Source organism: Allobosea sp. NPDC055353 (assembly GCF_053644975.1).
The window spans coordinates 950,875-973,549 of sequence record NZ_JBSHMC010000002.1 but is presented as its reverse complement, the minus strand read 5'-3'; the positions used below and the strand labels follow the sequence as shown (position 1 = coordinate 973,549).

Annotated in this window: 21 protein-coding genes and 1 tRNA gene; 6 read left to right on the top strand and 16 right to left on the bottom strand. The window is 66.9% G+C overall.

The annotated features are described in order from the left end of the window. Positions 1-63 precede the first annotated feature (63 nt). The gene (gene rpmF, locus ACWIEX_RS18025; protein ID WP_047582212.1) at positions 64-249 is read right to left on the bottom strand and encodes a 50S ribosomal protein L32; all 186 of its coding nucleotides are present in this window, start codon (positions 247-249) and stop codon (positions 64-66) included. 151 nt (positions 250-400) lie between these two features. Beyond that, entirely contained in the window at positions 401-1,069 is a 669-nt protein-coding gene (mtgA, locus tag ACWIEX_RS18020; protein ID WP_454034355.1) for a monofunctional biosynthetic peptidoglycan transglycosylase, read from the bottom strand. Between the two features lie 127 nt (positions 1,070-1,196). Between mtgA and ACWIEX_RS18015 the strand changes: the two genes are divergently transcribed. After that, on the top strand, positions 1,197-2,144 hold the full coding sequence (locus ACWIEX_RS18015) for a polyprenyl synthetase family protein (RefSeq protein WP_454034354.1): 948 nt from the start codon (positions 1,197-1,199) through the stop codon (positions 2,142-2,144). Between the two features lie 137 nt (positions 2,145-2,281). Here the strand turns inward: ACWIEX_RS18015 and ACWIEX_RS18010 are convergent, their stop codons facing one another. Next, positions 2,282-3,526, bottom strand: coding sequence for a histidine kinase (locus ACWIEX_RS18010; protein WP_454034353.1), 1,245 nt, complete (start codon positions 3,524-3,526; stop codon positions 2,282-2,284). A gap of 31 nt (positions 3,527-3,557) precedes the next feature. After that, complete coding sequence (locus ACWIEX_RS18005; RefSeq protein WP_454034352.1) at positions 3,558-4,850, bottom strand: adenylosuccinate synthase; 1,293 nt, start codon at positions 4,848-4,850, stop codon at positions 3,558-3,560. 305 nt (positions 4,851-5,155) lie between these two features. Here ACWIEX_RS18005 and ACWIEX_RS18000 point away from each other — a divergent pair, with 305 nt between their 5' ends. Continuing rightward, positions 5,156-6,352, top strand: a complete 1,197-nt coding sequence (locus tag ACWIEX_RS18000; RefSeq protein WP_454034351.1) for a M20 aminoacylase family protein — start codon at positions 5,156-5,158, stop codon at positions 6,350-6,352. A gap of 123 nt (positions 6,353-6,475) precedes the next feature. Beyond that, complete coding sequence (locus tag ACWIEX_RS17995) at positions 6,476-7,060, top strand: tyrosine phosphatase family protein (RefSeq protein ID WP_454034350.1); 585 nt, start codon at positions 6,476-6,478, stop codon at positions 7,058-7,060. A 223-nt stretch (positions 7,061-7,283) separates the two neighbouring features. On the opposite strand, the gene ACWIEX_RS17990 is transcribed toward ACWIEX_RS17995, so the two are convergent. From ACWIEX_RS17990 to ACWIEX_RS17975, 4 genes are all read right to left on the bottom strand, one after another. After that, complete coding sequence (locus ACWIEX_RS17990) at positions 7,284-8,978, bottom strand: mucoidy inhibitor MuiA family protein (RefSeq protein ID WP_454034349.1); 1,695 nt, start codon at positions 8,976-8,978, stop codon at positions 7,284-7,286. Positions 8,979-9,122: 144 nt separating this feature from the next. Next, on the bottom strand, positions 9,123-9,869 hold the full coding sequence (locus ACWIEX_RS17985) for a F0F1 ATP synthase subunit A (protein WP_454034348.1): 747 nt from the start codon (positions 9,867-9,869) through the stop codon (positions 9,123-9,125). Positions 9,870-10,015: 146 nt separating this feature from the next. Continuing rightward, positions 10,016-10,333 carry a DMT family transporter gene (locus ACWIEX_RS17980; protein WP_061970028.1) on the bottom strand — a complete coding sequence of 106 codons (318 nt, stop codon included), beginning with the start codon at positions 10,331-10,333 and terminating at the stop codon, positions 10,016-10,018. A gap of 115 nt (positions 10,334-10,448) precedes the next feature. Beyond that, positions 10,449-11,330, bottom strand: coding sequence for a type 1 glutamine amidotransferase (locus ACWIEX_RS17975; RefSeq protein ID WP_454034347.1), 882 nt, complete (start codon positions 11,328-11,330; stop codon positions 10,449-10,451). Between the two features lie 113 nt (positions 11,331-11,443). On the opposite strand from ACWIEX_RS17975, the gene ACWIEX_RS17970 reads away from it, so the two are divergent. Beyond that, positions 11,444-12,352 carry a DMT family transporter gene (locus tag ACWIEX_RS17970; protein ID WP_454034346.1) on the top strand — a complete coding sequence of 303 codons (909 nt, stop codon included), beginning with the start codon at positions 11,444-11,446 and terminating at the stop codon, positions 12,350-12,352. A 129-nt stretch (positions 12,353-12,481) separates the two neighbouring features. Here ACWIEX_RS17970 and bla read toward each other — a convergent pair whose 3' ends face one another. The 6 genes from bla to ACWIEX_RS17940 form a co-directional block, all read right to left on the bottom strand. Beyond that, complete coding sequence (gene bla / locus ACWIEX_RS17965) at positions 12,482-13,483, bottom strand: class A beta-lactamase (RefSeq protein ID WP_454034345.1); 1,002 nt, start codon at positions 13,481-13,483, stop codon at positions 12,482-12,484. Between the two features lie 70 nt (positions 13,484-13,553). Further along, positions 13,554-15,143, bottom strand: a complete 1,590-nt coding sequence (gene serA / locus ACWIEX_RS17960; RefSeq protein WP_454034344.1) for a phosphoglycerate dehydrogenase — start codon at positions 15,141-15,143, stop codon at positions 13,554-13,556. A 219-nt stretch (positions 15,144-15,362) separates the two neighbouring features. Continuing rightward, positions 15,363-16,541, bottom strand: coding sequence for a phosphoserine transaminase (locus ACWIEX_RS17955; protein WP_454034343.1), 1,179 nt, complete (start codon positions 16,539-16,541; stop codon positions 15,363-15,365). Between the two features lie 193 nt (positions 16,542-16,734). After that, positions 16,735-16,823, bottom strand: a tRNA-Arg gene (locus ACWIEX_RS17950). Between the two features lie 72 nt (positions 16,824-16,895). After that, a complete protein-coding gene (locus ACWIEX_RS17945) occupies positions 16,896-17,990 on the bottom strand; it encodes a hypothetical protein (RefSeq protein WP_454034342.1) in 1,095 nt (364 codons plus the stop codon). Positions 17,991-19,043: 1,053 nt separating this feature from the next. Next, positions 19,044-19,295, bottom strand: coding sequence for a hypothetical protein (locus ACWIEX_RS17940; RefSeq protein WP_454034341.1), 252 nt, complete (start codon positions 19,293-19,295; stop codon positions 19,044-19,046). 164 nt (positions 19,296-19,459) lie between these two features. On the opposite strand from ACWIEX_RS17940, the gene ACWIEX_RS17935 reads away from it, so the two are divergent. Next, complete coding sequence (locus ACWIEX_RS17935) at positions 19,460-19,720, top strand: hypothetical protein (RefSeq protein ID WP_454034340.1); 261 nt, start codon at positions 19,460-19,462, stop codon at positions 19,718-19,720. A gap of 9 nt (positions 19,721-19,729) precedes the next feature. Here the strand turns inward: ACWIEX_RS17935 and ACWIEX_RS17930 are convergent, their stop codons facing one another. Continuing rightward, entirely contained in the window at positions 19,730-20,185 is a 456-nt protein-coding gene (locus tag ACWIEX_RS17930) for an RbsD/FucU family protein (protein ID WP_454034339.1), read from the bottom strand. Then, a complete protein-coding gene (locus ACWIEX_RS17925) occupies positions 20,179-21,039 on the bottom strand; it encodes an amidohydrolase family protein (RefSeq protein ID WP_454034338.1) in 861 nt (286 codons plus the stop codon). Before ACWIEX_RS17925 ends, ACWIEX_RS17930 begins: the two co-directional genes overlap by 7 nt. Positions 21,040-21,240: 201 nt before the next feature. Between ACWIEX_RS17925 and ACWIEX_RS17920 the strand changes: the two genes are divergently transcribed. After that, positions 21,241-22,578, top strand: coding sequence for an ABC transporter substrate-binding protein (locus ACWIEX_RS17920; protein WP_454034337.1), 1,338 nt, complete (start codon positions 21,241-21,243; stop codon positions 22,576-22,578). Positions 22,579-22,675: the final 97 nt, after the last annotated feature.

The following is a 22,675-nucleotide window of genomic DNA, read 5'->3' as shown; positions in this document are numbered from 1 at the left end:
GGCCGGCTTTCAATCTCTCATTGGCAAGCCGGCATCGCTGCCGGCGCCGGAAAACCGGACGCCTCAGGCGTCGGTCTTGACCTTCAGCACCTGACGGCCGCGATACATGCCGCTCTTCAGGTCGACATGGTGCGGACGGCGCAGCTCACCCGAGTTCTTGTCCTCGATATAGGTGGGCTGCTTCAGGGCGTCGGCCGAGCGGCGCATGCCACGCTTCGACGGCGACGTCTTTCTCTTCGGAACGGCCATTGTACTTCTCCATCATGCCACCGCCCGGACGCTGGCCCAAGGCCACGCATCCGCCACAGCGACGGATCAATCTCGTGAGGCGTTGGCCTTACACCGTCGGGGCCATGATGGCTAGTGCCGAATCCGGATTTATTCGCCGGCCCGGCCCGGATCAACCGGGGAGGGCGCAATCGCCCAGCGAACCGAGCTGGCGGAGCTGGCGCAGGCTGCGGCCGGCGGCCGATTGCAGCGCCCGATTCGGCTTGGCGGGATTGCGCAGGAGCGGATTGGGCAGCGCGCCGGCCAGCCGGGCGGCTTCGGCCGGCGTCAGGCGCGCGGCGGATTTACGGAAATAGCGCTGCGCCGCGGCCTCGGCCCCGAACAGGCCGTCGCCCCATTCGGCGATGTTGAGATAGACCTCGATGACACGCGGCTTCGACCAGGCGAGATCGATGGCGATCGCGAGCGGGATTTCCATGCCCTTGCGGATATAGGAGCGGCCCGGCCAGAGGAAGACGTTCTTGGCAGTCTGCATGGTCAGGGTCGAGGCGCCGCGGCTCGGTCCGTCCTCGTTCTCCAGCACCTTGTTGAGCTCGACCCAGTCGACGCCGCGATGGCTGCAGAAGCGCTGGTCCTCCGAGGCGATGACGGCGCGCACGAGATGCGGCGAGATCTGGTCGAGCGGCACCCAGTCGCGCTCGACCGGCTTCAGCACCAGCCAGCGGCCGAGCATCAGGGTCGAGGGCACCGGCACGAACCGGTAGAGCAGGATGATGGCCGCAAGACCAAGGAGCAGCCAGAGGGCGAGCCGGAAGCACAGGCCGAGAATCCTACCCAGCACCTTGCTTCACCCTCCCGCGCCCCGCGATCGCCCCGGTCATGACAGCCCGAGCCAAGGCGGCGCAGCTTGACGATGTGGCGAACGTCCGGCAAGGCCCCCCTTTCGGCAGCGAGCGCGAGATCCACGCATGAGTTCCGTCCCCCCTCTGGTGAGCCTTGGCGCTCTCGATACCCGGCTAGCGCAGAACGCGGCCGCGATCGAGACGCTGCTGGAGGCTCTCCTGTCCGATGCTCCGGCCGTGGGCGAGATCGCCCGTCCGCCCCGTCTCCTCGCCGCGATGCGGCACGGCGCGCTGGCCGGCGGCAAGCGGCTGCGGCCGTTTCTGACGGTCGAGACGGCACGGTTTCTGGGCGTTCCGGTGGAGCAGGCCAGGCGGGCGGGGGCCGCGGTCGAATTGCTGCATTGCTATTCGCTGGTGCATGACGACCTGCCGGCGATGGATGACGACGACCTCCGCCGGGGCCGGCCGACGGTGCACAAGGCCTTCGACGAGGCGACGGCGATCCTTGCCGGCGACGCGCTGCTGACGCTCGCCTTCGAGGTGCTGGCCGACGAGGCAACGCATGAATCCGGTGCGGTGAGGGCGGCGCTGGTGACAAGCCTCGCGCGGGCTTCCGGATGTGGGGGCATGGTCGGTGGCCAGATGTTCGACCTTGCTGCCGAAGGGCGATTCGATGAGGTGCGCGGCGCGCTTTCGGAGGCCGAGATTCGGCGCCTCCAGGCGATGAAGACCGGGGCGCTGCTGGCGGCGAGCGTCGAGATCGGAGCGCGGCTCGGCGGCGCGGACGCGGCGGTGCTGGCCGCGCTCGGGCGCTATGGCCGGGCGCTGGGCGCGACCTTCCAGATCGCCGATGACATCCTCGACGTCGAATCGGATGCCGAGCAGATGGGCAAGGCGACGGCCAAGGACGCGGACAAGGGCAAGGGAACGCTGGTCGGCGCGCTCGGCCTCACCGGGGCCAAGCGCGAGCGCGACCGGTTGAGCGGCGAGGCCGTGGAAGCGCTTGCGGGCTTCGGCCCGGATGCGGATGTGCTTCGGGCTGCGGCGCGGTTTGCGGCCGAGCGGAAGAGCTGAGCCTGAATCGGCAATTCCAAGGAAGCATGCCGTCATGCTCGCCCTTGTGGCGAGCATCCACGTCTTGAACACTGCATGGCATCGATGAAGACGTGGATGGTCGGGACAAGCCCGACCATCACGGCGGAGTGCTGCTTCTACCGCCAGCGGCCAAAGGCGTCGGCGAGCGTCTGGCTGCCGGAGACGCCCTTCTCGAAGGTGATGATGCCGCGCCGACCCGAGGCGAAGCGCACGGGCACATCGATCCAGCTGCGGCTCAGGATCAGGTCGGTATTGCGTTCGACCTCGACCGGCACATTCGACAAAGCCGCCACGAAGAGGTTGTCGCCCAGCGCCGAGTTGATCGCCGAGAGCGGCGCGCCGCGCTCGCCTTCCTCGCTCTTGAACTGGGGAACGCCGACTTCCTTGACGGTTTGCGTGGCCGGATCGCCGGTGCTGGTGAAGCGCAGGCCGATGATATGCGAGGCCGGGAAAGCCGAATCGGTGTTGCGGCGGATGGTGAAATCGAGGCTCAGCCCAATATCGGGAATCTCGACGGTCGCGCGCACGATGGTCTCGATCGGACGGCCCTGGCCGGCGCTCTCGCTGTCGAGGCGCCAGAACACGCGGCCGCTCGTGGTCTGCGGCTGCTGCGGGGTCTCGGGTACCTCGACGAAGAGGACGGCGCGCTGTGCGACCGCGACCTCGCCGCCGGGCTGCGGCACGGGGATGCCGGGCGCGTTGTTCGGCTGGCTGCCGGCCGGGCGGTTCTGCGGCGGGGCGCCGGGCTCGCCGACGCGCTCGGCGATCTTGCCGCCATTGTCGGGTTGGGGGGCTTGCGCCGGCTGCGATGCCGTTTCGCTGCTCGGACGCGGCGTATCCTGGGGTCGGAGCTTGTGGACATAGATGGCCGTGGCCGCGATGGCCGCGACCGCGACCGCCACGACGCCGCCGACGACGGCGGAGCGGATATGGCCGGGTTTCACCCGTCGCTCGCGCGGCGGCTGCACCCGCGGCCGGGCGGCCTGCGGCTCGGCCGGCTCGGGCAGGGGCTCGCCATCGTCCTCACCCGCTGCGGGCGGCAGCGGTGCGAATTCCGGCGCCTTCTTCGGCGTCGGCGGACGGATCGGCAGTGTCGGGTTCTCGACGGTGCGGATCACCGGGCCGTCCGATGCCGGCGGCGGCGCGGGAGCCTCGTCGTAATCCGCCTCGATCCGGGCGACGGCCTCGTCGAGCGACAGGCGCTCGCGCATGATCTCGGCTTCGCTCAAGGGCGGGTCGAGACCGCGCAACTGCGCGACGAGCGCCGTCCGCGCCCGGTCGTAGATGGCGCGCCGGGCCTCCGGGGAGGTTTCGGGCAGCCCGGCAACCGCACGTGCCAGGATCGGATAGAAGTCGGCCATTGGCCTCACTTGTCGCGGTTGATGCGCCGCGTCAACCCTCGAAGGGATTATGGACGAGGATCGTATCGTCGCGCTCGGGGCTGGTGGAGAGCACGGCGACCGTAGCGCCGATCAGCTCCTCGATGCGGCGAACGTACTTGATCGCCTGCGCCGGGAGGTCGGCCCAGGAGCGGGCATTGGCGGTGGAGCCTTCCCAGCCCTCGATGGTCTCGTAGATCGGTTCGACACGGGCCTGGTCGTTCTGGCCGGCCGGCAGATGCTCGAGAACCTGGCCGTCGAGCTTGTAGCCGACGCAGACCTTGATCTCCTTGAACCCGTCGAGGATGTCGAGCTTGGTCAGCGCGATGCCGTCGATGCCGGAGGTCTTGACCGTCTGGCGCACGAGGCAGGCGTCGAACCAGCCGCAGCGGCGCTTGCGCCCGGTGACGACGCCGAATTCCTTGCCCTTGGTGCCGATCAGCTCGCCGATCTCGTCGAAGAGCTCGGTCGGGAAGGGGCCTTCGCCGACGCGGGTGGTATAGGCCTTGGCGATGCCCAGCACATAGCCGACCGCGGAGGGGCCCATGCCCGAGCCGGTCGCGGCCTGGCCGGCGACGATGTTCGAGGAGGTGACGAAGGGATAGGTGCCGTGGTCGACATCGAGCAGCGCGCCCTGCGCACCTTCGAACAGGATGCGCTTGCCGGCGCGGCGCTCGGCATCGAGCAGCGCCCAGACCGAGGTGGCATAGGGCAGCACGTCCGGGGCGATCGCCTTGAGCTGGCCGAGCAGTTCCGTCGCATCGACCTCGCCGATGCCGAGACCCCGGCGCAGCGCGTTGTGATGGGCGAGCAGGCGCTCGATCTTGGCCTCGAGCAGGGCCTCGTCCTTGAGATCGATGACGCGGATGGCGCGGCGGCCGACCTTGTCCTCATAGGCCGGGCCGATGCCGCGCTTGGTCGTGCCGATCTTCATGCCGGCATTCGAGGTCTCGCGGAAATGGTCGAGCTCGCGGTGCAGCGGCAGGATCAGCGTCGCGTTGTCGGCGATGCGCAGGTTGTCGGGGGTGATCGCCACCCCTTGCGCGCGCAGCTTGCCGATCTCCTCGACGAGGTGCCAGGGATCGACGACGACGCCGTTGCCGATGACCGAGAGCTTGCCGGGACGGACGATGCCGGAGGGCAGCAGCGAGAGCTTGTAGACGACGCCATCGATGACCAGCGTATGGCCGGCATTATGGCCGCCCTGGAACCTGACGACGACATCGGCCTGGCTGGAAAGCCAGTCGACGATCTTGCCCTTGCCCTCGTCGCCCCACTGGGCGCCGACCACCACAACATTCGCCATGAGCGAGGTGTCCCTGCTGTTACCGCGTTGCCTTCTGCAAGCGGCCCGCGCAAATGCAAAACCCCGGCGCAAGGCCGGGGTTTCGGGGCAGGTCCTTGCAAGCCCTCATGGGCCAACACGGTCCGCAGGTCAAGTTTTTCGGCAGGCCGGGCCGTGATCCGAGGGGATAAACTGCCTGAGCATGGCGGGTCTGCAGCATCTGCGCAGTGATGCTGCCACAATCGGGCGTAAGGGCTATGGGCCAGCGGGCGGCGATGGAGGGGCCATGCCGCGCGCCAGCCACAGGAGAGGGGATTTCACCGACCATGACGAAGCTCGATGCCTGGCTCGGCCAGCACCATGCCGCCTTCACCGCGATCCGCCGCGACATCCACGCTCATCCCGAACTCGGCCTCGAAGAGGTCCGCACGGCCAAGCTCGTCGCCGACAAGCTGCGTGAATGGGGCGTCGAGGTTACCGAGAATGTCGGCAAGACCGGCGTCGTCGGCGTGATCCGCGGCAACAAGCCGGGCCGTGCGGTCGGCCTGCGCGCCGACATGGATTGCCTGGCGCTCGATGAGACGACGAACCTGCCCTATTCCTCGAAGAACCCGGGCCGGATGCATGCCTGCGGCCATGACGGGCACACCACGATGCTGCTCGCTGCCGGGCGCTACCTCGCCGAGAACCGGGATTTCGAGGGCACCGTCAACCTGATCTTCCAGCCGGCCGAGGAAGGCCGCGGCGGCGCCAACGCGATGCTCGCCGACAAGCTGTTCGAGCGCTTCCCTTGCGACGCGATCTACGGCCTGCACAACACGCCCGGTATGGCGCCCGGCACCTTCGGCACCACGGTCGGCCCGTTCCTTGCGGCGGCGGATAGCTGGAAGGTCACCTTCCACGGCGTCGGCGGCCATGGCGGCTCGCAGCCGCATCGCTCGACCGACATCACCTATGCTCAGGCGCATTTCGTGCTCGGCCTGCAGGGCATCATCGGCCGCAACGTCGCCCCGCTCGACACGGCGGTGATCAGCGTCGGCTATATCCATGGCGGCGACGTCAACGCCTCGAACGTCATCCCCTCCGAGCTCGTCATCGGCGGCACGGCACGGACCTATTCCATGGAAGTGCGTGACCTCGTCGAGCGTCGCATCGGCGAGCTTGCAGCGGCGACGGCGCAGGCCTGGGGTTGCAAGGCGGAGGCCTATTACCATCGCGGCACCAGCCCGCTGGTGAACGAGGCCGAGCAGGTGCGGGTCGGCGTCGCCGCGGCGTCGGCGGCCGTCGGTGCCGAGAAGGTCAACGGCCAGTTGCGCCCCGGCACGGGCGGCGAGGATTTCGCCGAGATGATGCTGGTGCGTCCGGGCGCCTTCATGCGCATCGGCAACGGCGTCAACCCGGACGGCTCCTTCGTCGGTCTGCATACGCCGCTCTACGATTTCAACGACGAGATCATCCCGGACGGTGTGCGCTACTGGGTCGGCGTCGTCGATCAGGAACTCGGGCAGGCCAAGGCCGCCTGATCACGATCATCGTGGCCGGCCCTCCGGGGCCGGCTGCAATCATGCAGGGCTGCCCGTCATTTCCGGCGATTGCATAGCCGGCGCAACAGCGCTAGGCGGCAGGCTCCGCAGCGGAGGCGCGCCATGAAGACCCTGTCCATCTCGACCCTGACGATCTGCGGCATCGAGGAACTGCCCGGCAACAGCGCCCGCGAGGTGACGCATGTGCTGTCCGTGATCGATCCCGACCGGGCCGAGATCGACGCTTTCGGGACCTATGGCGAGCACCATCGCGTCACCCTGCGCTTCCACGACATCATCGATCCGCTCCCCGGCCAGATCATGCCGACGCCGGAGCATGTCGGCGAGATCCTGAGCTTCGGCGAGGGCCTGCGCGGGACCGCGTCCGGCCGCGTCAAGGGCCATCTGCTGGTGCATTGCCATATGGGCATTTCGCGCTCGACCGCGGCGATGATGACGCTGATGGCGCAGGCCGATGCGGCCGAGGACGAGGATGCGCTGTTCGCCCGTCTGCGCGAGATCCGGCCGCAGGCCTGGCCGAACTCGGTGATGATCGGCTTCGCCGACGAGCAGCTCGGCCGCGGCGGCCGGCTGACCCAGGCGCTGCGGCGGCATTACGCCCACCAGCTCGAGATGCAGCCGAAATACCGGACCTGGATGAACGATCTCGGCCGCAAGCGCGAGATCGAGATGGGCTTGGGGCTCTGAGGCGTTGGATCTGTCAACGCTGATCCAGAACACGCGGGGAACCCTCTCCCGGAGGGAGAGGGCAGGGTGAGGGGTAGGCCGTTTGACACCGTAGCGGTGACCTGACCGCTGCTGCGGTAAGGACATACATAACTGTTCCAGGGGCCTACACCTCACCCCTACCCCTCTCCTTACAGGAGAGGGGTTCCCCCGCTTGAGATTGGGCGGGCTCGTATGCCTCGCCTCACTTCCCCGGCAGCGGCTGCTCCTCGTAGGACAGCTCGCGATCACCAGGCCATTTGATGCGGTAGGCCAGCTTGATCTCCTTCTCGGCGCCGGGGGCGAGATCGAAGGTCCAGGCGGCGACGCCGCGGCGGTCGCCGACCTGCTTCTCGGTCGGCGGCGTGGTCTGGGCGGCGATGGTCTCGACCGTGATCCCGCTGCTCTCGGAGAAGGGGATGCGCTCCAGCACGGTGACCTTGACCGGTTTCGCATGCAGGCTCTTCACCACCGTGCGGAATTCGCGCAGGTCGGTGCGGGTTTGGCCGAGCCAGCTCGGATCGTTCTCGCGCCGCTTCACCGGCGCGAAACTAACCTTGATGCGGTCATCGGCGCCGAAGCCGAGCTCGACCTTGTCGCCGGGCGCGACCAGATTGAACTGGCCCATGCCGACATAGGTGCCGTCGCGATGCAGCGCGACGCGGCCGGCCAGCAGCGGCGCCTCCTCGTCATGGACGAAGCCGGCTTCGAGATAGGCCTTCTGCTCGAGCTCCGGCACGGTGCGGGCGGCGAGCGTCGCCTCTGTCTTGCGCTGGGTCAGCGTCACCGTCCGGGAGCTGCCGTCCTGCGGGATCGTGGCGCGGCCGGGCACCTGGAAATTCGCCTGATAGGCGCCGGCCTCGATCGTCGCCACCTGGATCTCGGCGGGCTTCGGTGCGACAGCGCGCTGCGACTGCTTGGCCTGCGCATCCGCCAGGGCTTCGGCCTCGGCTTTCGCGCGGGCGGGGGCCATGGGTGCAGGGGCGATGGCGCCGGCTCGCGCGCGGCTTTCATAGACCACCGACGGCTCGAAGAAGGCGACTTGCATCGGCGTCAGCTCGGGTGCGCGGGTGCCCCCGGCCGAGCGCGTCGTCGAGAGGGTCAGCGCCACGTCATCCCACGCCTCGCCGCTGCGCTGGCGGATCTCGGCGCGGCGGGTCAGGGCGATTTCCGGCTTGTCGCCGGTCGTCGTCAGGCGGGCCTCATAGGTCGGCGTCCAGTTCGCGCCGGTGACGCGATAGGTCACCGTGAACTCGGCCGCGACCGGCTGCGGCGCCTCGACGGCGATGGCGATATCGCGCTTCGGCGCGCCGGGGCGGCCGGCTTGCGGACGGGCGCGTTCCAGTGCGGCGATCTCGGCCTCGACATCGGAGAGGCGGTTGCGGGTGCCGCGCAATTCGTCCTGGACCTTGACCAGCGCGGTGCCGATCGCCTCGAACACCGCCGGCCAGTCGCCGACCGGCAGGGCCTTGCCGTCGGGGCCGAGCTTGTCGGGGCCGACCTGCGCGAAGCGCTCGATCGTGGCGCGCTTCGCTTCGATCGCGCCGATCTGGCCGGAGAGTTTCTCCTTTTCGTCGCGCAGCGTCTTGAGCTTCTCCTCCATCACCGTGTCGAGCACGGGTCTGGCATCGCCCGGCGTGACGCGGACATCGACGGCGCCGACCGAGAAGGATCCATCGCCCTTGCCCTCCACGCGAATGGAGGCGGGGTCGATCGTCGCCGGCAGGCCGCGCAGCACGATCTGCGAGACGCCCTGCAGCAGGTCCGCCTTGCCGAGCCGCGTCACCACCGCCCCGTCCGGAAAGACCGTGACGCGGTCGATCCGGCTCGACAATTCGGTCTCGGCTGCGGTGGCGAGGCCGGGTGCGAGAAACAGGGCGGCGGCAATATGGCTTCGCATCGAAATCATCCCCTCCAGGTCGCAATCACGTCGCCGTGATTGGCGCTGCCGAATTCGGCGTGCCCAAGGCGGAATTGGGCCGGAATGCGGATAGGCGGGGGATGCGCCGGAAGCGTCCTGCATTTGCAGGAGCGATCCGGCAACTCAATGGCCCGGATGCAGCGCGTCGTTCAGGTAGATGCAGGCAAGCACGGTGAAGACATAAGCCTGCAGCACCGCGACCATGAACTCGAAGGCGGTGAGCGCGACCGTCATCAGCAGCGGCAGCGGCGCCAGCAGCGAAGTGCCGATGCCGGCGGCGAGCAAGGCCGCGACGAAGCTGCCGAAAACCTTGAGCGCGATATGGCCGCCGAGCAGGTTGGCGAAGAGGCGCAGGCTGAGCGAGATCGGCCGCGACAGGAAGGAGACGATCTCGATCAGCGTGACGAAGGGCAGGAGCCATTTCGGCACATCGGAGGGCACGAAGAGCCTGAGGAAGCCGAAGCCATGGCGCAGCACGCCGTAGCCGATGACCGTCGCCATCACCAGTATGGCGAGCGCGAAGGTCACGACGATATGGCTGGTGACGGTGAAGGCGCCGGGGATCATGCCGAACAGGTTGAGCACCAGCACGAACATGAAGAGCGAGAAGATCAGCGGCAGGAAACGCTGGCCCTCGCGGCCGGTCGCGTCGGTCAAGGTCTTCGCGACGAATTCGTAGAGCATCTCGGCGAGCGCCTGGGCGCGGCCAGGGATGACCGCGCGCGTACGCGTCGCGAAAAGCAATCCGCCGCCGATCGCGGCGGTGGCGAGCACCATCATCAGGGCCGCGTTGGTGAAGCCCAGATCGAGCCCGCCGAGACGCAGCGGAACGAGAGTCTTGACGATGAACTGGTCGCTGGGATTGGCCACGGCTAAGGGCCTCCGCTCACGGGGTTGCGCGACGCCGCGGAACCTTCCGCGTCGTGGGGCCGTCCCCTGTGAGTTCACGAAGGCCGCGGGTCGTCCCGAGGCGCGGCCTGCCTAGAAGGCGCCGGCCGCTTTGGCAAGAGCGGCCGTCAGCTCGCCGAGAGCTTCATCATGACGAGGCCGGAGACGATCAGCAGGGCGGCGGCGATGCGCATCGGCGTCAGCGCCTCGCCGAGCACGGTCACGCCGACGACGAAAGCGCCGACCGCGCCGATGCCGGTCCAGATCGTATAGGCCGTGCCGAGCGGCAGCGAGCGCATCGCCAGCGAGAGCAGGGCGAAGCTGCCGATCATCGTGACGATGGTGATCACGGTGGGCATCGGGCGCGTGAAGCCGTCCGACTGCTTCATGGTGAAAGCCCAGACGATCTCGAGTACGCCTGCAGAAAGAAGATAGAGCCACGCCATAGCGGGTCCCCCATGGTCGCCGGGTCGTCCCGGCACATATCCCAGGTTGGGGGAGGTCGTGGCCTCGCGATCGCTGATCTAGCGATCGCCCAGCGTTATGGCAAGGGCGTGAGGGTCAGGCGCGTCCGCGCGTGCTGGCATGCGGCTTGACCCGATGCTCCATGAAGTTGCGGAGCTCGGTGACGCGGCGCTCGGTGTCCAGCACCTCGCGGTCGAGGCCATGCGCCCAGGCGAGGTCCTGCCGGTCCGGCTCGGCATCGAGTGTGCGCAGATCGTCAAGCCAGGCCTTCGCCGAAGCGTCGTCCTTGCGGAAACCTTCCTCGATCAGCAGCGGCACCATGCGGCCGAGGATCGCGGCCATCTGCTTGAGCGAGAATTCGGGATGGTACTGCACGCCCCAGAAGGTGCCGCCATTGTGCTTGATCTCGGCGGCCTGGACCTGGCTGTAGGCGTTGGAGGCGAGGATGGTCGTGCCATGCGCGGGGAGCGCGATGGTGTCGAGATGGATCGCGGGAGCATCGAAGGCGGCCGGACGGCTGGCGAGCAGGGCGTGGTTGCGGCCGGCCTCGGTCGGCGTGATCCTGCGGGCGAAGCCGGTCTCGCGCCCCTTCGGATTGGCGGTGACGGTGCCGCCGGCCGCGACCGAGCCGATCTGGATGCCCCAGCAGGAGCCGAAGCAGGGCGTGCCGCTGGCATAGATCGCGCGCATCAGCTCGATCTGCCGGGTCACCGGCGGGGCGGTGTCGTAGATGTGCAGGGCCGAGCCGGTCAGGAAAATGCCGTCATAGGATTCGAGGCCTTCGCCGTCGGGCAGATTGGCGCCCTCGTCGGCCGGCAGGCAGATATCGGAGATGATGCCCGGCTCGAACGCCGCGATCTCGGCGGCATAGGCCTCGCCATAGGCCATGCCGTAAGCCTTGCGCAGCCCTTCGCGTGTCTCGTGCATGTTGCCGTCGACGAAGAGCAGGCGGAGCGGGCGGGCACTGGTTTCGATCATCGGGACGTTCCGCAGGAATGCGCAGGGCGACGGGCAGGTGTGCGCCCGATCTCATATGAGCGGGGTACACGCAAGGGTATTGCATGAGCCCTTTCTCGCAACAGGGCCGAAACGTGCACCCCACCCAGACCTGGCTGCAACGCGCCTGGGGCAATGCCTACCTGCTGATGGTGTTGACCACGTTGATGTGGGCCGGCAACGCCGTGGCGAGCCGGCTCGCCGTCGGCAACATCTCGCCGATGATGCTGACCTCGCTGCGCTGGGTGGCGGTCTGCGCGATCATGCCCTGGCTGCTGCGCGACCAGTTGCGGACGCATTGGCCGACCTTACGCGCGCATTGGCGGCTGATCGCGCTGCTCGGCGCGCTCGGCTTCACGGCCTTCAACACGCTGATGTATCTCGCGGCCTATTCGACCAGCGCGATCAATATCGGCATCCTGCAAGGCTCGATCCCGGTCTTCGTGCTGATGGGCGCCTTCCTGGTGTTCCGCACGCGGATCACCCTGATGCAGGGGATCGGCGTCGCAGTCACGCTGCTCGGCGTCGTGGTCACCGCGAGCCGCGGCGACATCCATATCCTCACGGCCTTCCGCTTCGTGCCCGGCGACCTGCTGATGATCATCGCCTGCGTGTTCTATGCCGGCTTCACCGTCGGCGTCCGCAAGCGGCCGGCTGTGCCCGGCCTCGTCTTCTTCACGGCGATGGCCTGTTTCGCCGGCCTGGCATCGCTGCCGCTGCTCGCGACCGAGATCGCGCTGGGGCGTTCCTATATCCCGACGCCGCAGGGCTGGCTGATCCTCGCCTTCACGGTGATCCTCCCGTCGATCGCTTCGCAGCTCTCCTTCATGCGGGCGATCGAACTGATCGGGCCCGGCCGGGCCGGCGTCTTCGTCAATCTCGTGCCGGTCTTCGCGCCGATCCTGGCCGTGCTGATCATCGGCGAGCCCTTCGGGCTTTACCACGCGCTGGCATTGGCGCTGGTGCTCGGCGGCATCTTCATCGCCGAGCGGCTGGGGCGGTAGGGCGGTCGCCAACACGGTCGTCATGGTCGGGCTTGTCCCGACCATCCGCCTCTTCGCTGGCCGAAGGATGTGTTCAAGACGTGGATGCTCGCCACGAGGGCGAGCATGACGTGGATCCTGCGGCGTCCGTCAGCGCAGCGCTGAAACCGCGAGCCGCGCGACATCCGCCAGAGCCGCCTCCCGCTCCTTCGCATCGGCGCGGGAACCCGCGAGATAGGTCACGATGACGAAGCGCCGGCCGTCCGGCAGCGTCGCGATGCCGATATCGTTGGTGGCGTGGTTGATTCCATCCGTCGTCAGCCCGGCGCCGGTGCGGTGGGCGAGCCGGGAGCCAGCTGGCAGTCCCGCCTTGATGCGATCGGCGCCGACCTTGGTCTCGGTGATGATCTGCATCAGCAATGCGTTATGCGCGGGATCGCGCAACCAGTTGCCCCTCGCGAAGGCTTCGAGGAATTGCGCGCTCGCTTCCGGCGTCGAGGCATCGCGCTTGTCCTTGAGCGCGTTCGAGAGGGCACCGATGCGCAGGCGCGGCCGCATCGCCTTGAGCTCGGCCCGGAAGGCCTTCTCGTCCACGACCTCATCCCAGCCGAAGCCCTTGAGTCCGTAGATCTCCGGCTGGAACTGGCGCTCGTAGCGATCGACCGACATGCCCTGGATGCCGCCGTCGCGCAGCATCTTCGTCACCACCTGCGGGCCGCCGATCTCGCGCATCAAGAGGTCGGCGGCGGTGTTGTCGCTCTCGCCGGCCGCGAGGCGGATCAGTTCGCGCAGCGGATAATCGTTGCGCTCGCCCTTGAAGGCCTTGGCCAGCGGGCTGTGGAACAGCGAGAAATCCTTGCGGGTCACGGTGATCGGCTGGTCGAGCTTGAACTTGCCGGCCTCGACCTGCTGCAGCACGGCGACCGCCAGCGGCAGCTTGAACACGCTTTGCATCGGGAAGGTCTCGGAGCCGCGATGCGACCAGAGCTTGCGGTCGCGCAGGTCCATCAAGGCGACGCCGAGGCGGCCCTCGGCCTGCTGTTCGAGGCCCTCGATCGCGGTGTCGAGCTTGGCGCGGTCCCAGTCGGCGAAGGCCGGGGCGGCCGTCAGGCAGGCGAGGGCAGCGGCGGCGAGGCGAAGGCGGGCAGACATGAAAATCCCCTGTGACGGGCACCACAGGGGACGAGAATTGCGGCGGCGCTGGGGCGCCGGACCGGCCGGGTCAGAACTTGAGGCGCCGGGCGCGCTTGACCATCGGGATCGCGTGGATCTTGTCGAGCAATTCGTCCGAGACCGGCTCGTCGACCGCGACATAGCAGATCGCGTCGCCGCCGGGCTTGTCGCGGCCGAGCGCGAAGGTCGCGACATTGACGCCGGCGCCGCCCAGAAGCGAGCCGAACTGGCCGATGAAGCCCGGCTTGTCGGCGTTGCGGACATAGAGCATGTGCGGCGCGAACTCGGCATCGATGGCGATGTCGCGGACCTCGACGATGCGCGGCTTGCCGTCATGGAAGACGGTGCCCGAGGCATGGCGCGGCATGTCCTCGGCGTCGACGACGATGCGGATGACGCTTTCGAGATTGCCGGCGACCTCGCGGGTCAGTTCCTCGACGACGATGCCCTTCTCCTTCGCCACCATGGCCGAATTGACCATGTTGATCTCGGGCAGGAAGGGGCGCAGCACGCCGGTGATCGCGGCAGCCGAGATCGCCTTGAGGTTCAGGCTCGCGACCGCGCCCTCGTACTCGATGCGGATGCCCTTGACCGGCGCCTCGGTGAGCTGGCCGAGGAAGGAGCCGAGCTTCTCGGCGAGATCGACGAAGGGTTTTACGCGCGGTGCTTCCTCCGCCGTGATCGAGGGGAAGTTAACCGCGTTGGTGATCGCGCCCTTGAGCAGGTAATCGCTCATCTGCTCGGCGACCTGCAGGGCAACATTCTCCTGCGCCTCGTTGGTGGAGGCGCCGAGATGCGGCGTGCAGACCACGTTCTCCAGCCCGAAGAGCGGGTTCGTCTCGGCAGGCTCAGCCGAGAACACGTCGAAGGCGGCGCCGGCGACATGGCCGGACTTGATCAGGTCCGCCAGCGCCTGCTCGTCGACGAGCCCGCCGCGGGCACAGTTGATGATGCGCACGCCCTTCCTGGTCTTGGCGAGGTTCTCGGCCGAGAGGATGTTCTTGGTCTTCTCGGTCATCGGGACGTGCAGCGTGATGAAATCGGCGCGCTTCAGCAGCTCGTCCAGCTCGACCTTCTCGACGCCTAGCGCCACCGCGCGTTCCGGCGAGAGATAGGGGTCATAGGCGATGACTCGCATCTTCAGGCCGATGGCGCGCTCGGCGACGATCGAGCCGATATTGCCGGCGCCGATCAGGCCCAGCGTCTTGGCCGTGATCTCGACGCCCATGAAGCGGTTCTTCTCCCACTTCCCGGCCTGGGTCGAGGTATCGGCGGAGGGGATCTGGCGGGCGAGCGCGAACATCATGGCGATGGCGTGCTCGGCGGTGGTGATCGAGTTGCCGAAGGGCGTGTTCATCACGATCACGCCGCGCGCGGTCGCGGCGGGGATCTCGACATTGTCGACGCCGATGCCGGCGCGGCCGATGACCTTGAGGTTCGTCGCCTGCTCCAGCAGCTTGGCGGTCGCCTTGGTGGCCGAGCGGATGGCGAGGCCGTCATACGCGCCGATGATCGCGGCCAGCTTGTCCTTGTCCTTGCCGAGGTTCGGATCGAAGGTCACGTCGATGCCGCGGTCCTTGAAAATCTGGACGGCGGCGGGGGAGAGGGCGTCGGAAATCAGGACTTTGGGTGCGGGCATGGGAGGCTCCGGCTGGCGCCGCGCTGCACGGGGAGCGGTCTGGCGCTGAGAGGGGGAGGGCGCCCCCGCCTGTCATTCCGGGGCGGCGAAGCCGAACCCGGAACCCACGACGGGGTGCAACGCTGTGGTTCTGGAAGAGGCGGTGGAAAGGGCTCGCCCGGTCGTGGGTTCCGGGTTCGCGGGCAAAGCCCGCGCCCCGGAATGACAGGGCTAAGCGCCTTACGCCGCCTTCTTGCCGAGCCCGGCCTTGGCCTCGGCGAAGGCATAGGCGATCCAGGGCAGCAGCGCCTTCACGTCGCGCGACTGGACGGTCGCGCCGCACCAGATGCGCAGGCCGGGAGGGGCGTCGCGGTAATGGCCGAGATCGTAGCCGGCGCCGGCCTTCTCGATGATCTGGACCACCTGCTTGGCGAAGGCCGCCTGCGCGTCCGCCGGCAGGGCCGTCACGGCCGGGTCGGTGAACTTCAGGCACACTGATGTGTTGGAGCGCGTCTTCGGCTTCACGGCGAGGAAGTCGATCCAGTCGTTCTCGCGCACGAACTTGGCGATGACGCGGGCATTGCCGTCGGCGCGCTTCACCAGGCCATCGAGACCGCCGACCTTCTGGGCCCATTCCAGCGCGTCGATATAGTCCTCGACCGCGAGCATGGAGGGGGTGTTGATGGTCTCGCCGGTGAAGATGCCCTCGATCAGCTTGCCGCCCGAGGTCATGCGGAAAATCTTCGGCAGCGGCCAGGCCGGCTTGTAGCTTTCGAGCCGGGCGACGGCGCGGGGCGAGAGCACGATCATGCCATGCGCGGCCTCGCCGCCGAGTACCTTCTGCCAGGAGAAGGTCACGACATCGAGCTTTTGCCAGTCGAGGCGCTGGGCGAAGGCGGCGGAGGTGGCGTCGCAGATGGTCAGCCCCTCGCGATCGTCAGCGATCCAGCTGGCGTCGACGACGCGCACGCCCGAGGTGGTGCCGTTCCAGGTGAAGACGACGTCGCGGTTCTTGGTGTCGACCTTCTTGAGGTTCGGCAATTCGCCATAGGGGGCGTCGAAGGTGCGGACGTCGGCAAGCTTGAGCTGCTTGACGACGTCGGTGACCCAGCCGGCGCCAAAGCTCTCCCAGCTGACCATGTCGACGCCGCGGGCGCCGAGCAGGGACCAGAGCGCCATCTCGACGGCGCCGGTATCGGAGGCCGGCACGATGCCGATGCGGTAATCGGCGGGAACCTGCAGCACCTCGCGCGTCAGGTCGATCGCGCGTTTGAGCTTGTCCTTGCCGATCTTGGCGCGATGCGATCGGCCGAGCGGGGCGTCGGAGAGGTTCTTGAGGGCCCAGCCGGGGCGCTTGGCGCAGGGGCCGGACGAGAAATTAGGCACGCGCGGACGCGTGTTCGGAACGGTATTCGCCATCGATGTCTCCATCCTTACAGATGGGCGCGCCCCGTTGGGGGGGCGTGTCCCGTCGATGGGGGTAGGATGGGAGGGCGGTGGGAGTCAAGGGATGGGGGTACGCGCTTCCCCGCCCCCCCGCCAGCCTGGGTTAGAATTTCCCCGAAGAGGACAGCTATCGATACGGCGAAGCAAAGCCACATATGAGCGATCGACGCAGCGGCAGGAATCGAACCTGCGACCTCCTTGCCCACGCCAGCAGCGTGTCGAAAGCAAGGGCTCTATCCGCTGAGCTACACTGCGACGATGAGGTAGGCGTAGCTCACGAAAGGCGGCAATAGTTGACATGAACTCGCTGCAAGCGCGGACTTATGGTCAATCAATTTCTAAGACTGCCCTGCGGAGTTCTCCTAGAAGGATGGCCTTTTGCTTCAACGTTTGATGAGCGGTCTCTATGCGCTCCCAATGCTCGTGAGATATTTGATGAGCCCAGATGAGGTTCGGGCCGTATTTTCTGCGAGCAGCATCGATCCGAGCCTCGGCATCGCGGACCATGCTGTTGGCCAGCATTCCAGCCGTTAACGAAAGGTTCGGAATCGCAGTAAGCTGGCCGTACAGTTCGATATCCTCACGAGCACGGGCAATGTCGGAGGTAACGGCGCGGAAATTGTCGGGCACCGATGTGTCTTCATTCTCAATGCGAGTTTGCTCCTGTTCGGCTAGGAGCCGCTGCTTATCTTCGCTTCTTGCAAAGCGGTTGATGGCTCCGGCAAGACTTTCATCCGCGCATCCGCTGGCGATCTCATAGATGATGCTGCAAACGGTAGAGAAATCTGATCCTGGTGTCGTAACTAGCGGAGGGCCGTTATACCATATACACAGCGAAAACGCCGCTTCTACTACATGAGTGCTGACACCGGAGCCTGAGAGGGGCATGTATTCATCTTCTTGTTCCGCCCGCAAGGTGCAAATTTCTATGGCGGCTGAGCAGAGTTCCATTTCATGGACCAAATCTGAGGTCCCATAGCTTCTGTAGGTCCCTGAATGTCGCTCGCCCAGATGAGCGGATCGCAGATGCTCGTACTCAATGCTCGCGATAGAATCGACCTTTGATAAAGCAGCTGCGGCGTTAGTAAGCGCTCGCTGAGCGGCCGAGAATTCTTGCATGGCGAGCCGACGAGCTTTGTCTCGACGCTGACTTTTCTTGATTATCGAGAAATCTTGATGGCAATCGTCGATCTGCGTAAGAGCTTTGAGGATTTCTGAAGGCTGATCAAACCTGAAGTGGCGGAGCAGGCTCGGGAGAAGATTCGCAAGACGTTTGAAGAATTTCTTCTGTAATGCAATCTCACGCTTTGCGTGTTCTTCAGTGATATCGGCGCGCGTTAACGCCGAAGCATGTTCTTGTGGGAGGTATTTTGATGACTCAGGAACCAGAGATTCTGCCACTCTTGCGTAGTCAGCGTCCACTGCTCTCGTAAGCTGCATGAGAGCTATCACGGCTGACTCTGGCAATGGATCGTGCTCAAGCAGAGAGCGAACCAGAAGATCGTCTTCGGTTAGGTTAGATGAAACGTGAGACATGTTCCTGCACGAACGCTGTGGTGAAGCCCAGCCTCAACTGATTGCGATATGTCACGCAAGATGTTTTCCGGTGACGCGCATCGCCCGGGTCGCTTCTAAGCAGCTCATGGTATCTTTGCTCGGCCTCTTGCTTCGCTTGGGATTGCGATCAGGGTGACGCGCTGATCGGCGCGCGACGCTACCTTGAGAGGCAGCCTTTCGGTGGAGCGGCGCGCATTTATGAGAAATGCGGGGGCACACAGCAATCTTATCCCCGCCCTCCCACACCGCACCTATCCTCAACCCACCTCGTCCCCGAGGGGCAGCCATCCGGAGGTATGCCGTTGGCGGGGCGGGGCGGCGCCTGCGGGTGGGGTTACGACCCACTCCCGGGAGGCTTCGGGGCACCGCCCTGGGGACATTACGATCCCTGTGCGAGGAGCTCGCTGGAAGGCATGGCGGCACCGCATTTGCGGGGCCAAAGACGCGACAAGGCCGGCAGCGGACCGAAAAGCGGCTTAGCCCGTTTCGGGATCATCCGCTGCACGAGACAAAGGAGATCGCGCAAGCGTCTCTGCCGAACTGGCGTCGAGGTCCGCAGGTCAGCGAAACGCCCTGCCGTATAAGCGCGGCCCGGAGACTTAAGAACGCCGGCAAGCGGAGCGCCACGGGGCGTGCGGATGGTGGCTCAATCCATCCGCGCCGCATCCTGGCTCAATGGAAGCGGCTTAGATCACCCGCGCCTCGCGGCGCTCCGCTGCCCCTCATCGATCAACGAACGCGGCGACGCGGACGGCGCAGACGCATGCGTTCCTTCTCCCCTCGGGGGAGAAGGTGTCTGCGAAGCAGACGGATGAGGGAAGGACGCGAGCCGGTGCAAGACGGCCCTCATCCGTCAGCGCTTCGCGCTGCCACCTTCTCCCCCGAGGGGAGAAGGTGAAGACCGCGCGACCCTCCCGCTCAATCCCCCGTCATCGTCATTTCGGCGTCGATCGCCTTCATCTTCGGATGGGCGGCGCAGAAGGCCCTGATCTTGTTCGCGACGGGGGCTGAGTATTCGCTCTTGCGGTGGGCGCCGGATTTCAGCCAGTCGGCGCAGCTCTGCTCCCGGTCGGTGATCCGGGCGGCGGCGGGCATGGCGAGGAAAAGGCCGGCGAGGGCGGCGAGCAAGGCGAGGCGGGGCATGGTCTGGTCCTGAACGGGCGGCCGCATCACGGGCTTCGCCTCGGGCGCCGCTCCTGCCTTGCGTCGCGCCTGCTTGCAAATGCGATTGTCGCAGGCCCGATGCGCGGGCAGGGCAGTGCGGTCGAAGAGGGCAGGCAGGGCTGCGCATTTCGTGATAGGCAGCGGCTCGATCCGAAACAGGTGAAGAGACCATGGCCAAGAAGACCCCCGAACAGCTCGCCCAGGAATTCGAGGGCCGCAAGGCCAAGGGGCTGGCCAAGGGCGGGGCGGCGTACTGGCCCAATATCATCGCCAATGCCGTGCTGAAGCTGACCCAGCAGCGGGCCGAGATCACGCCGGAGACGCTGATCGAGATGATCGAGCGCGAGGCGCCGACGCTGGAGATCAACGTCCGATCCGGCGCGGCGGAAGCCGTCGCGCGCCTGAAGCAGGCCATCGCCAAGGGCTCGTGAGGCGTTATCTCAGCCCGGCTCACCGGCGATGACGCCCTTGCGCAGCAGGAAGCAGCCATAGGGTCGAGGATCGCCGACCTGCACGACCGCGAAAGCCCGCCGCGCGGCATCGTAGAAGGCGAAGCGCTCGATGCCGGCCAGCGGTGCGGGGCGGCCGAGCGCCTTGTCGATTTCGGCCTGCACGGCGCGCTGGACATCGGGGATCGCGGCGGCATCGCCGACCACTTCCATGCGCCTGACAGGCCCGGGCTCGAAATCGTCGATCGGCAGCACCGAGAGGATGGCGCGGGCGGCGCGCTGCATCGTCAGGCCGGGCAGGCGGATCAGGCGGCCGCTGGTGGTCGAGCTGGCGATGGTCTCGGCAGGATGGTTGGCATCGACCAGCGCGAGGTCGTCGCCATGGCCCATCGCGGCGAGCACCCAGAGCAGGTCGGCGGAGAGGACGGGGTCGAGGTTTTTCAGCATGACGGGCGGCGGCCCCTCTTCGTCAGGTAGATGCGGGCGGCGTTGCCGCCGAAGATCGCGGCGCGCTCGGGTTCGGTGAGTGTCGCGGTGAGGCGCTCGGCGGCGTTGAGCCACTGGTCGTAAGCAGCGGCGAGCGTCGCGACCGGCCAGTCGCTGCCCCAGAGCAGGCGCTCCGGCCCGAAACAGGCGACGAGCTGGGCGACAGCCGGCGCCAGCGTTGCCTCGCGCCAGCCGGGCGCAGCCTCGGTGACGAGGCCGGAGAGCTTGCAGGTGGTGTTCGGCCGCGCGGCCAAAGCCGCGATGGCGCCGCGCCAGGCGGAGAGCTCGGCGCCGGTGAGATCCGGCTTGGCGCCGTGGTCGATGACGACGGGGAGTTCCGTCTCGCGCTCCAGCAGCGTGAGGAGGGCCGGGATCTGCGGCGGTTTCACCAGCGCGTCGAAGACGAGGCCATGCTCTTTCAATGCCGCGAAGGCGGGGGCGAGGGCGGGCTTCGCGAGCCAGCCGGGATCGGGGATGTCCTGCACCATCGGTCTCAAGCCGACGAGCAGTGGATCGGCGGCAAGGGCGGCGATGCGAGCGGGGGCGTCGGGCGCCTCGAAATCCGCCCAGCCGACGACCCCGGCGACGAAGGGGGTCGTAGCGGCGATGGCGAGCAGATGATGCGTCTCGGCCTCGGTCGGCGCGGCCTGGACGAGGATGGTCGAGGCGATCTCGTGCCGGGCCAGCAGTGGGGCGAGGTCGGCAGGTTCGAAATCGCGATGGATGGGGCCGAGCGCCGGTGTCAGCCAGCCGTAATCGCCGCGGGCGAGCCGCCAGAAATGCTGGTGGGAATCGATGCGGGGCGGGCTCGTCACGGGCGGCTCTCGCGGAGATTCAGTGGCGGCAGGGGAGGCGCGATATCACTATGTGCACGCCAACATGTTAGCTTGCAACCGGTTCGAAAGAAGATTAGCGTCCAGCCCGATCGCGGAAGCGGGAGGTGGCTTTCCGCCTTGCGATCCGCGCGCCATCAAAGGCCCGAAACGGGCCGTGTTCAAGTCCTGGGGAGGACGCCGATGACCGATCATCTTCTCAAGCCGACCCGCCGTGTTCTGCTGGCCGGCGGCGCCGCCGCGATCGCCTCGCCGCTGGTGCTCCGGAAAGCGCAGGCGCAGGGCGCCTTCGACTGGAAGAAGTTCTCCGGCCAGACGATCGACGTGCTGCTGGTGAAGAACCCGCGCTCCGACCTGATGCAGGCGGCGGAGAAGGAGTTCACCGAGCTCACCGGCATCAAGGTCTCGGCCGAGCAGGTGCCGGAGCAGCAGCAGCGCCAGAAGGCGGTGATCGAGTTCGCCTCGGGCAAGCCGAGCTTCGACGTCAGCGGCATCTCGCTGCATGTGCAGAAGCGCATGGCGGCCAAGGGCAAGTGGTTCGAGAACCTCGACCCCTACATCAAGAATGCGTCGCTGACCGCGCCGGATTTCGACTTCGCCGATTTCGGCGCAGGTCCCGTCGCCTATGCGCGGCAGGCCGACGGGGCGCTCGATACGATCCCGTTCTTCGTCGATTACTGGATGATCTACTACAACAAGGAGCTCTTCGACGCGAAGAAGGTCGCCTATCCGAAGACGATGGACGAGATGTTCACCGCCGCACAGAAGCTGCATGACCCCGCGAAGGGCGTCGCCGGCTTCGTTTCGCGCGGCCTCAAGAACGCCAATGTCCCGGTCTGGACCTCGCTGATGCTCGGCCAGGGCATGGAGACGGTTTCGCCCGAGGGCAAGCTGCTCACCGATACGCCGGAAGCGATCTGGGCGGCGGAACTCTATCGCAAGCTCAACAAGGAAACCGGCCCGGTCGGGCAGGTCGGCTTCAACTGGAACGAGTGCCAGACCAGCTTCATGCAGGGCCGCGCCGCGATGTGGCTCGACGGCATCGGCTTCGCCACGCCGCTGGAGGACCCGTCGAAGTCCCGCATCGTCGGCAAGGTCGGCTATGGCGTGACGCCGCCGGGGCCGAAGGCGCATCACGCCGGCATGTTCGCCGACGGCATGGGCATTTCGCGCGGCTCCTCGAAGAAGGAGGCGGCCTGGCTCTATCTTCAGTTCATGACCAACAAGAAGAACCAGATCGCCATGCTCAAGGCCGGCGCGGGCGCTCCGGGGCGCTCCTCGGCCTATTTGGACACCGAGACGATCGCGAGTTCGAAGTTCGGCAAGCAGTATTTCGAGTGCCTGCTGGCCTCGGCCAAGATCGCGCGGGCCGGCCTGCCGCAGATCGTGCCGGTGACCGAGTTCCGCGACGTGTTCGGCGTGGGGCTCACCAACATGATCGGCGGGGCGGATGTCGCGGCCGAGCTGAAGAAGGCAACCGAGACCTTCGCGCCGGTGCTCGCCAAGAGCGAGCAGGGCTGAGGGCGCGAAGCGGGAGCGTCATGGTCGGGCTTGTCCCGACCATCCACGCCCTCCCGCGCCGCAGGCTGTGTTCAAGACGTGGATGCTCGCCACAAGG

Coding starts and splice junctions, on each gene's coding strand:
- rpmF (WP_047582212.1), bottom strand. CDS start 249: ATGGCCGTTCCGAAGAGAAAGACGTCGCCGTCGAAGCGTGGCATGCGC.
- ACWIEX_RS18015 (WP_454034354.1), top strand. CDS start 1,197: ATGAGTTCCGTCCCCCCTCTGGTGAGCCTTGGCGCTCTCGATACCCGG.
- ACWIEX_RS18010 (WP_454034353.1), bottom strand. CDS start 3,526: ATGGCCGACTTCTATCCGATCCTGGCACGTGCGGTTGCCGGGCTGCCC.
- ACWIEX_RS18005 (WP_454034352.1), bottom strand. CDS start 4,850: ATGGCGAATGTTGTGGTGGTCGGCGCCCAGTGGGGCGACGAGGGCAAG.
- ACWIEX_RS18000 (WP_454034351.1), top strand. CDS start 5,156: ATGACGAAGCTCGATGCCTGGCTCGGCCAGCACCATGCCGCCTTCACC.
- ACWIEX_RS17995 (WP_454034350.1), top strand. CDS start 6,476: ATGAAGACCCTGTCCATCTCGACCCTGACGATCTGCGGCATCGAGGAA.
- ACWIEX_RS17990 (WP_454034349.1), bottom strand. CDS start 8,978: ATGCGAAGCCATATTGCCGCCGCCCTGTTTCTCGCACCCGGCCTCGCC.
- ACWIEX_RS17980 (WP_061970028.1), bottom strand. CDS start 10,333: ATGGCGTGGCTCTATCTTCTTTCTGCAGGCGTACTCGAGATCGTCTGG.
- ACWIEX_RS17975 (WP_454034347.1), bottom strand. CDS start 11,330: ATGATCGAAACCAGTGCCCGCCCGCTCCGCCTGCTCTTCGTCGACGGC.
- bla (WP_454034345.1), bottom strand. CDS start 13,483: ATGTCTGCCCGCCTTCGCCTCGCCGCCGCTGCCCTCGCCTGCCTGACG.
- serA (WP_454034344.1), bottom strand. CDS start 15,143: ATGCCCGCACCCAAAGTCCTGATTTCCGACGCCCTCTCCCCCGCCGCC.
- ACWIEX_RS17955 (WP_454034343.1), bottom strand. CDS start 16,541: ATGGCGAATACCGTTCCGAACACGCGTCCGCGCGTGCCTAATTTCTCG.
- ACWIEX_RS17940 (WP_454034341.1), bottom strand. CDS start 19,295: ATGCGGCCGCCCGTTCAGGACCAGACCATGCCCCGCCTCGCCTTGCTC.
- ACWIEX_RS17935 (WP_454034340.1), top strand. CDS start 19,460: ATGGCCAAGAAGACCCCCGAACAGCTCGCCCAGGAATTCGAGGGCCGC.
- ACWIEX_RS17930 (WP_454034339.1), bottom strand. CDS start 20,185: ATGCTGAAAAACCTCGACCCCGTCCTCTCCGCCGACCTGCTCTGGGTG.
- ACWIEX_RS17920 (WP_454034337.1), top strand. CDS start 21,241: ATGACCGATCATCTTCTCAAGCCGACCCGCCGTGTTCTGCTGGCCGGC.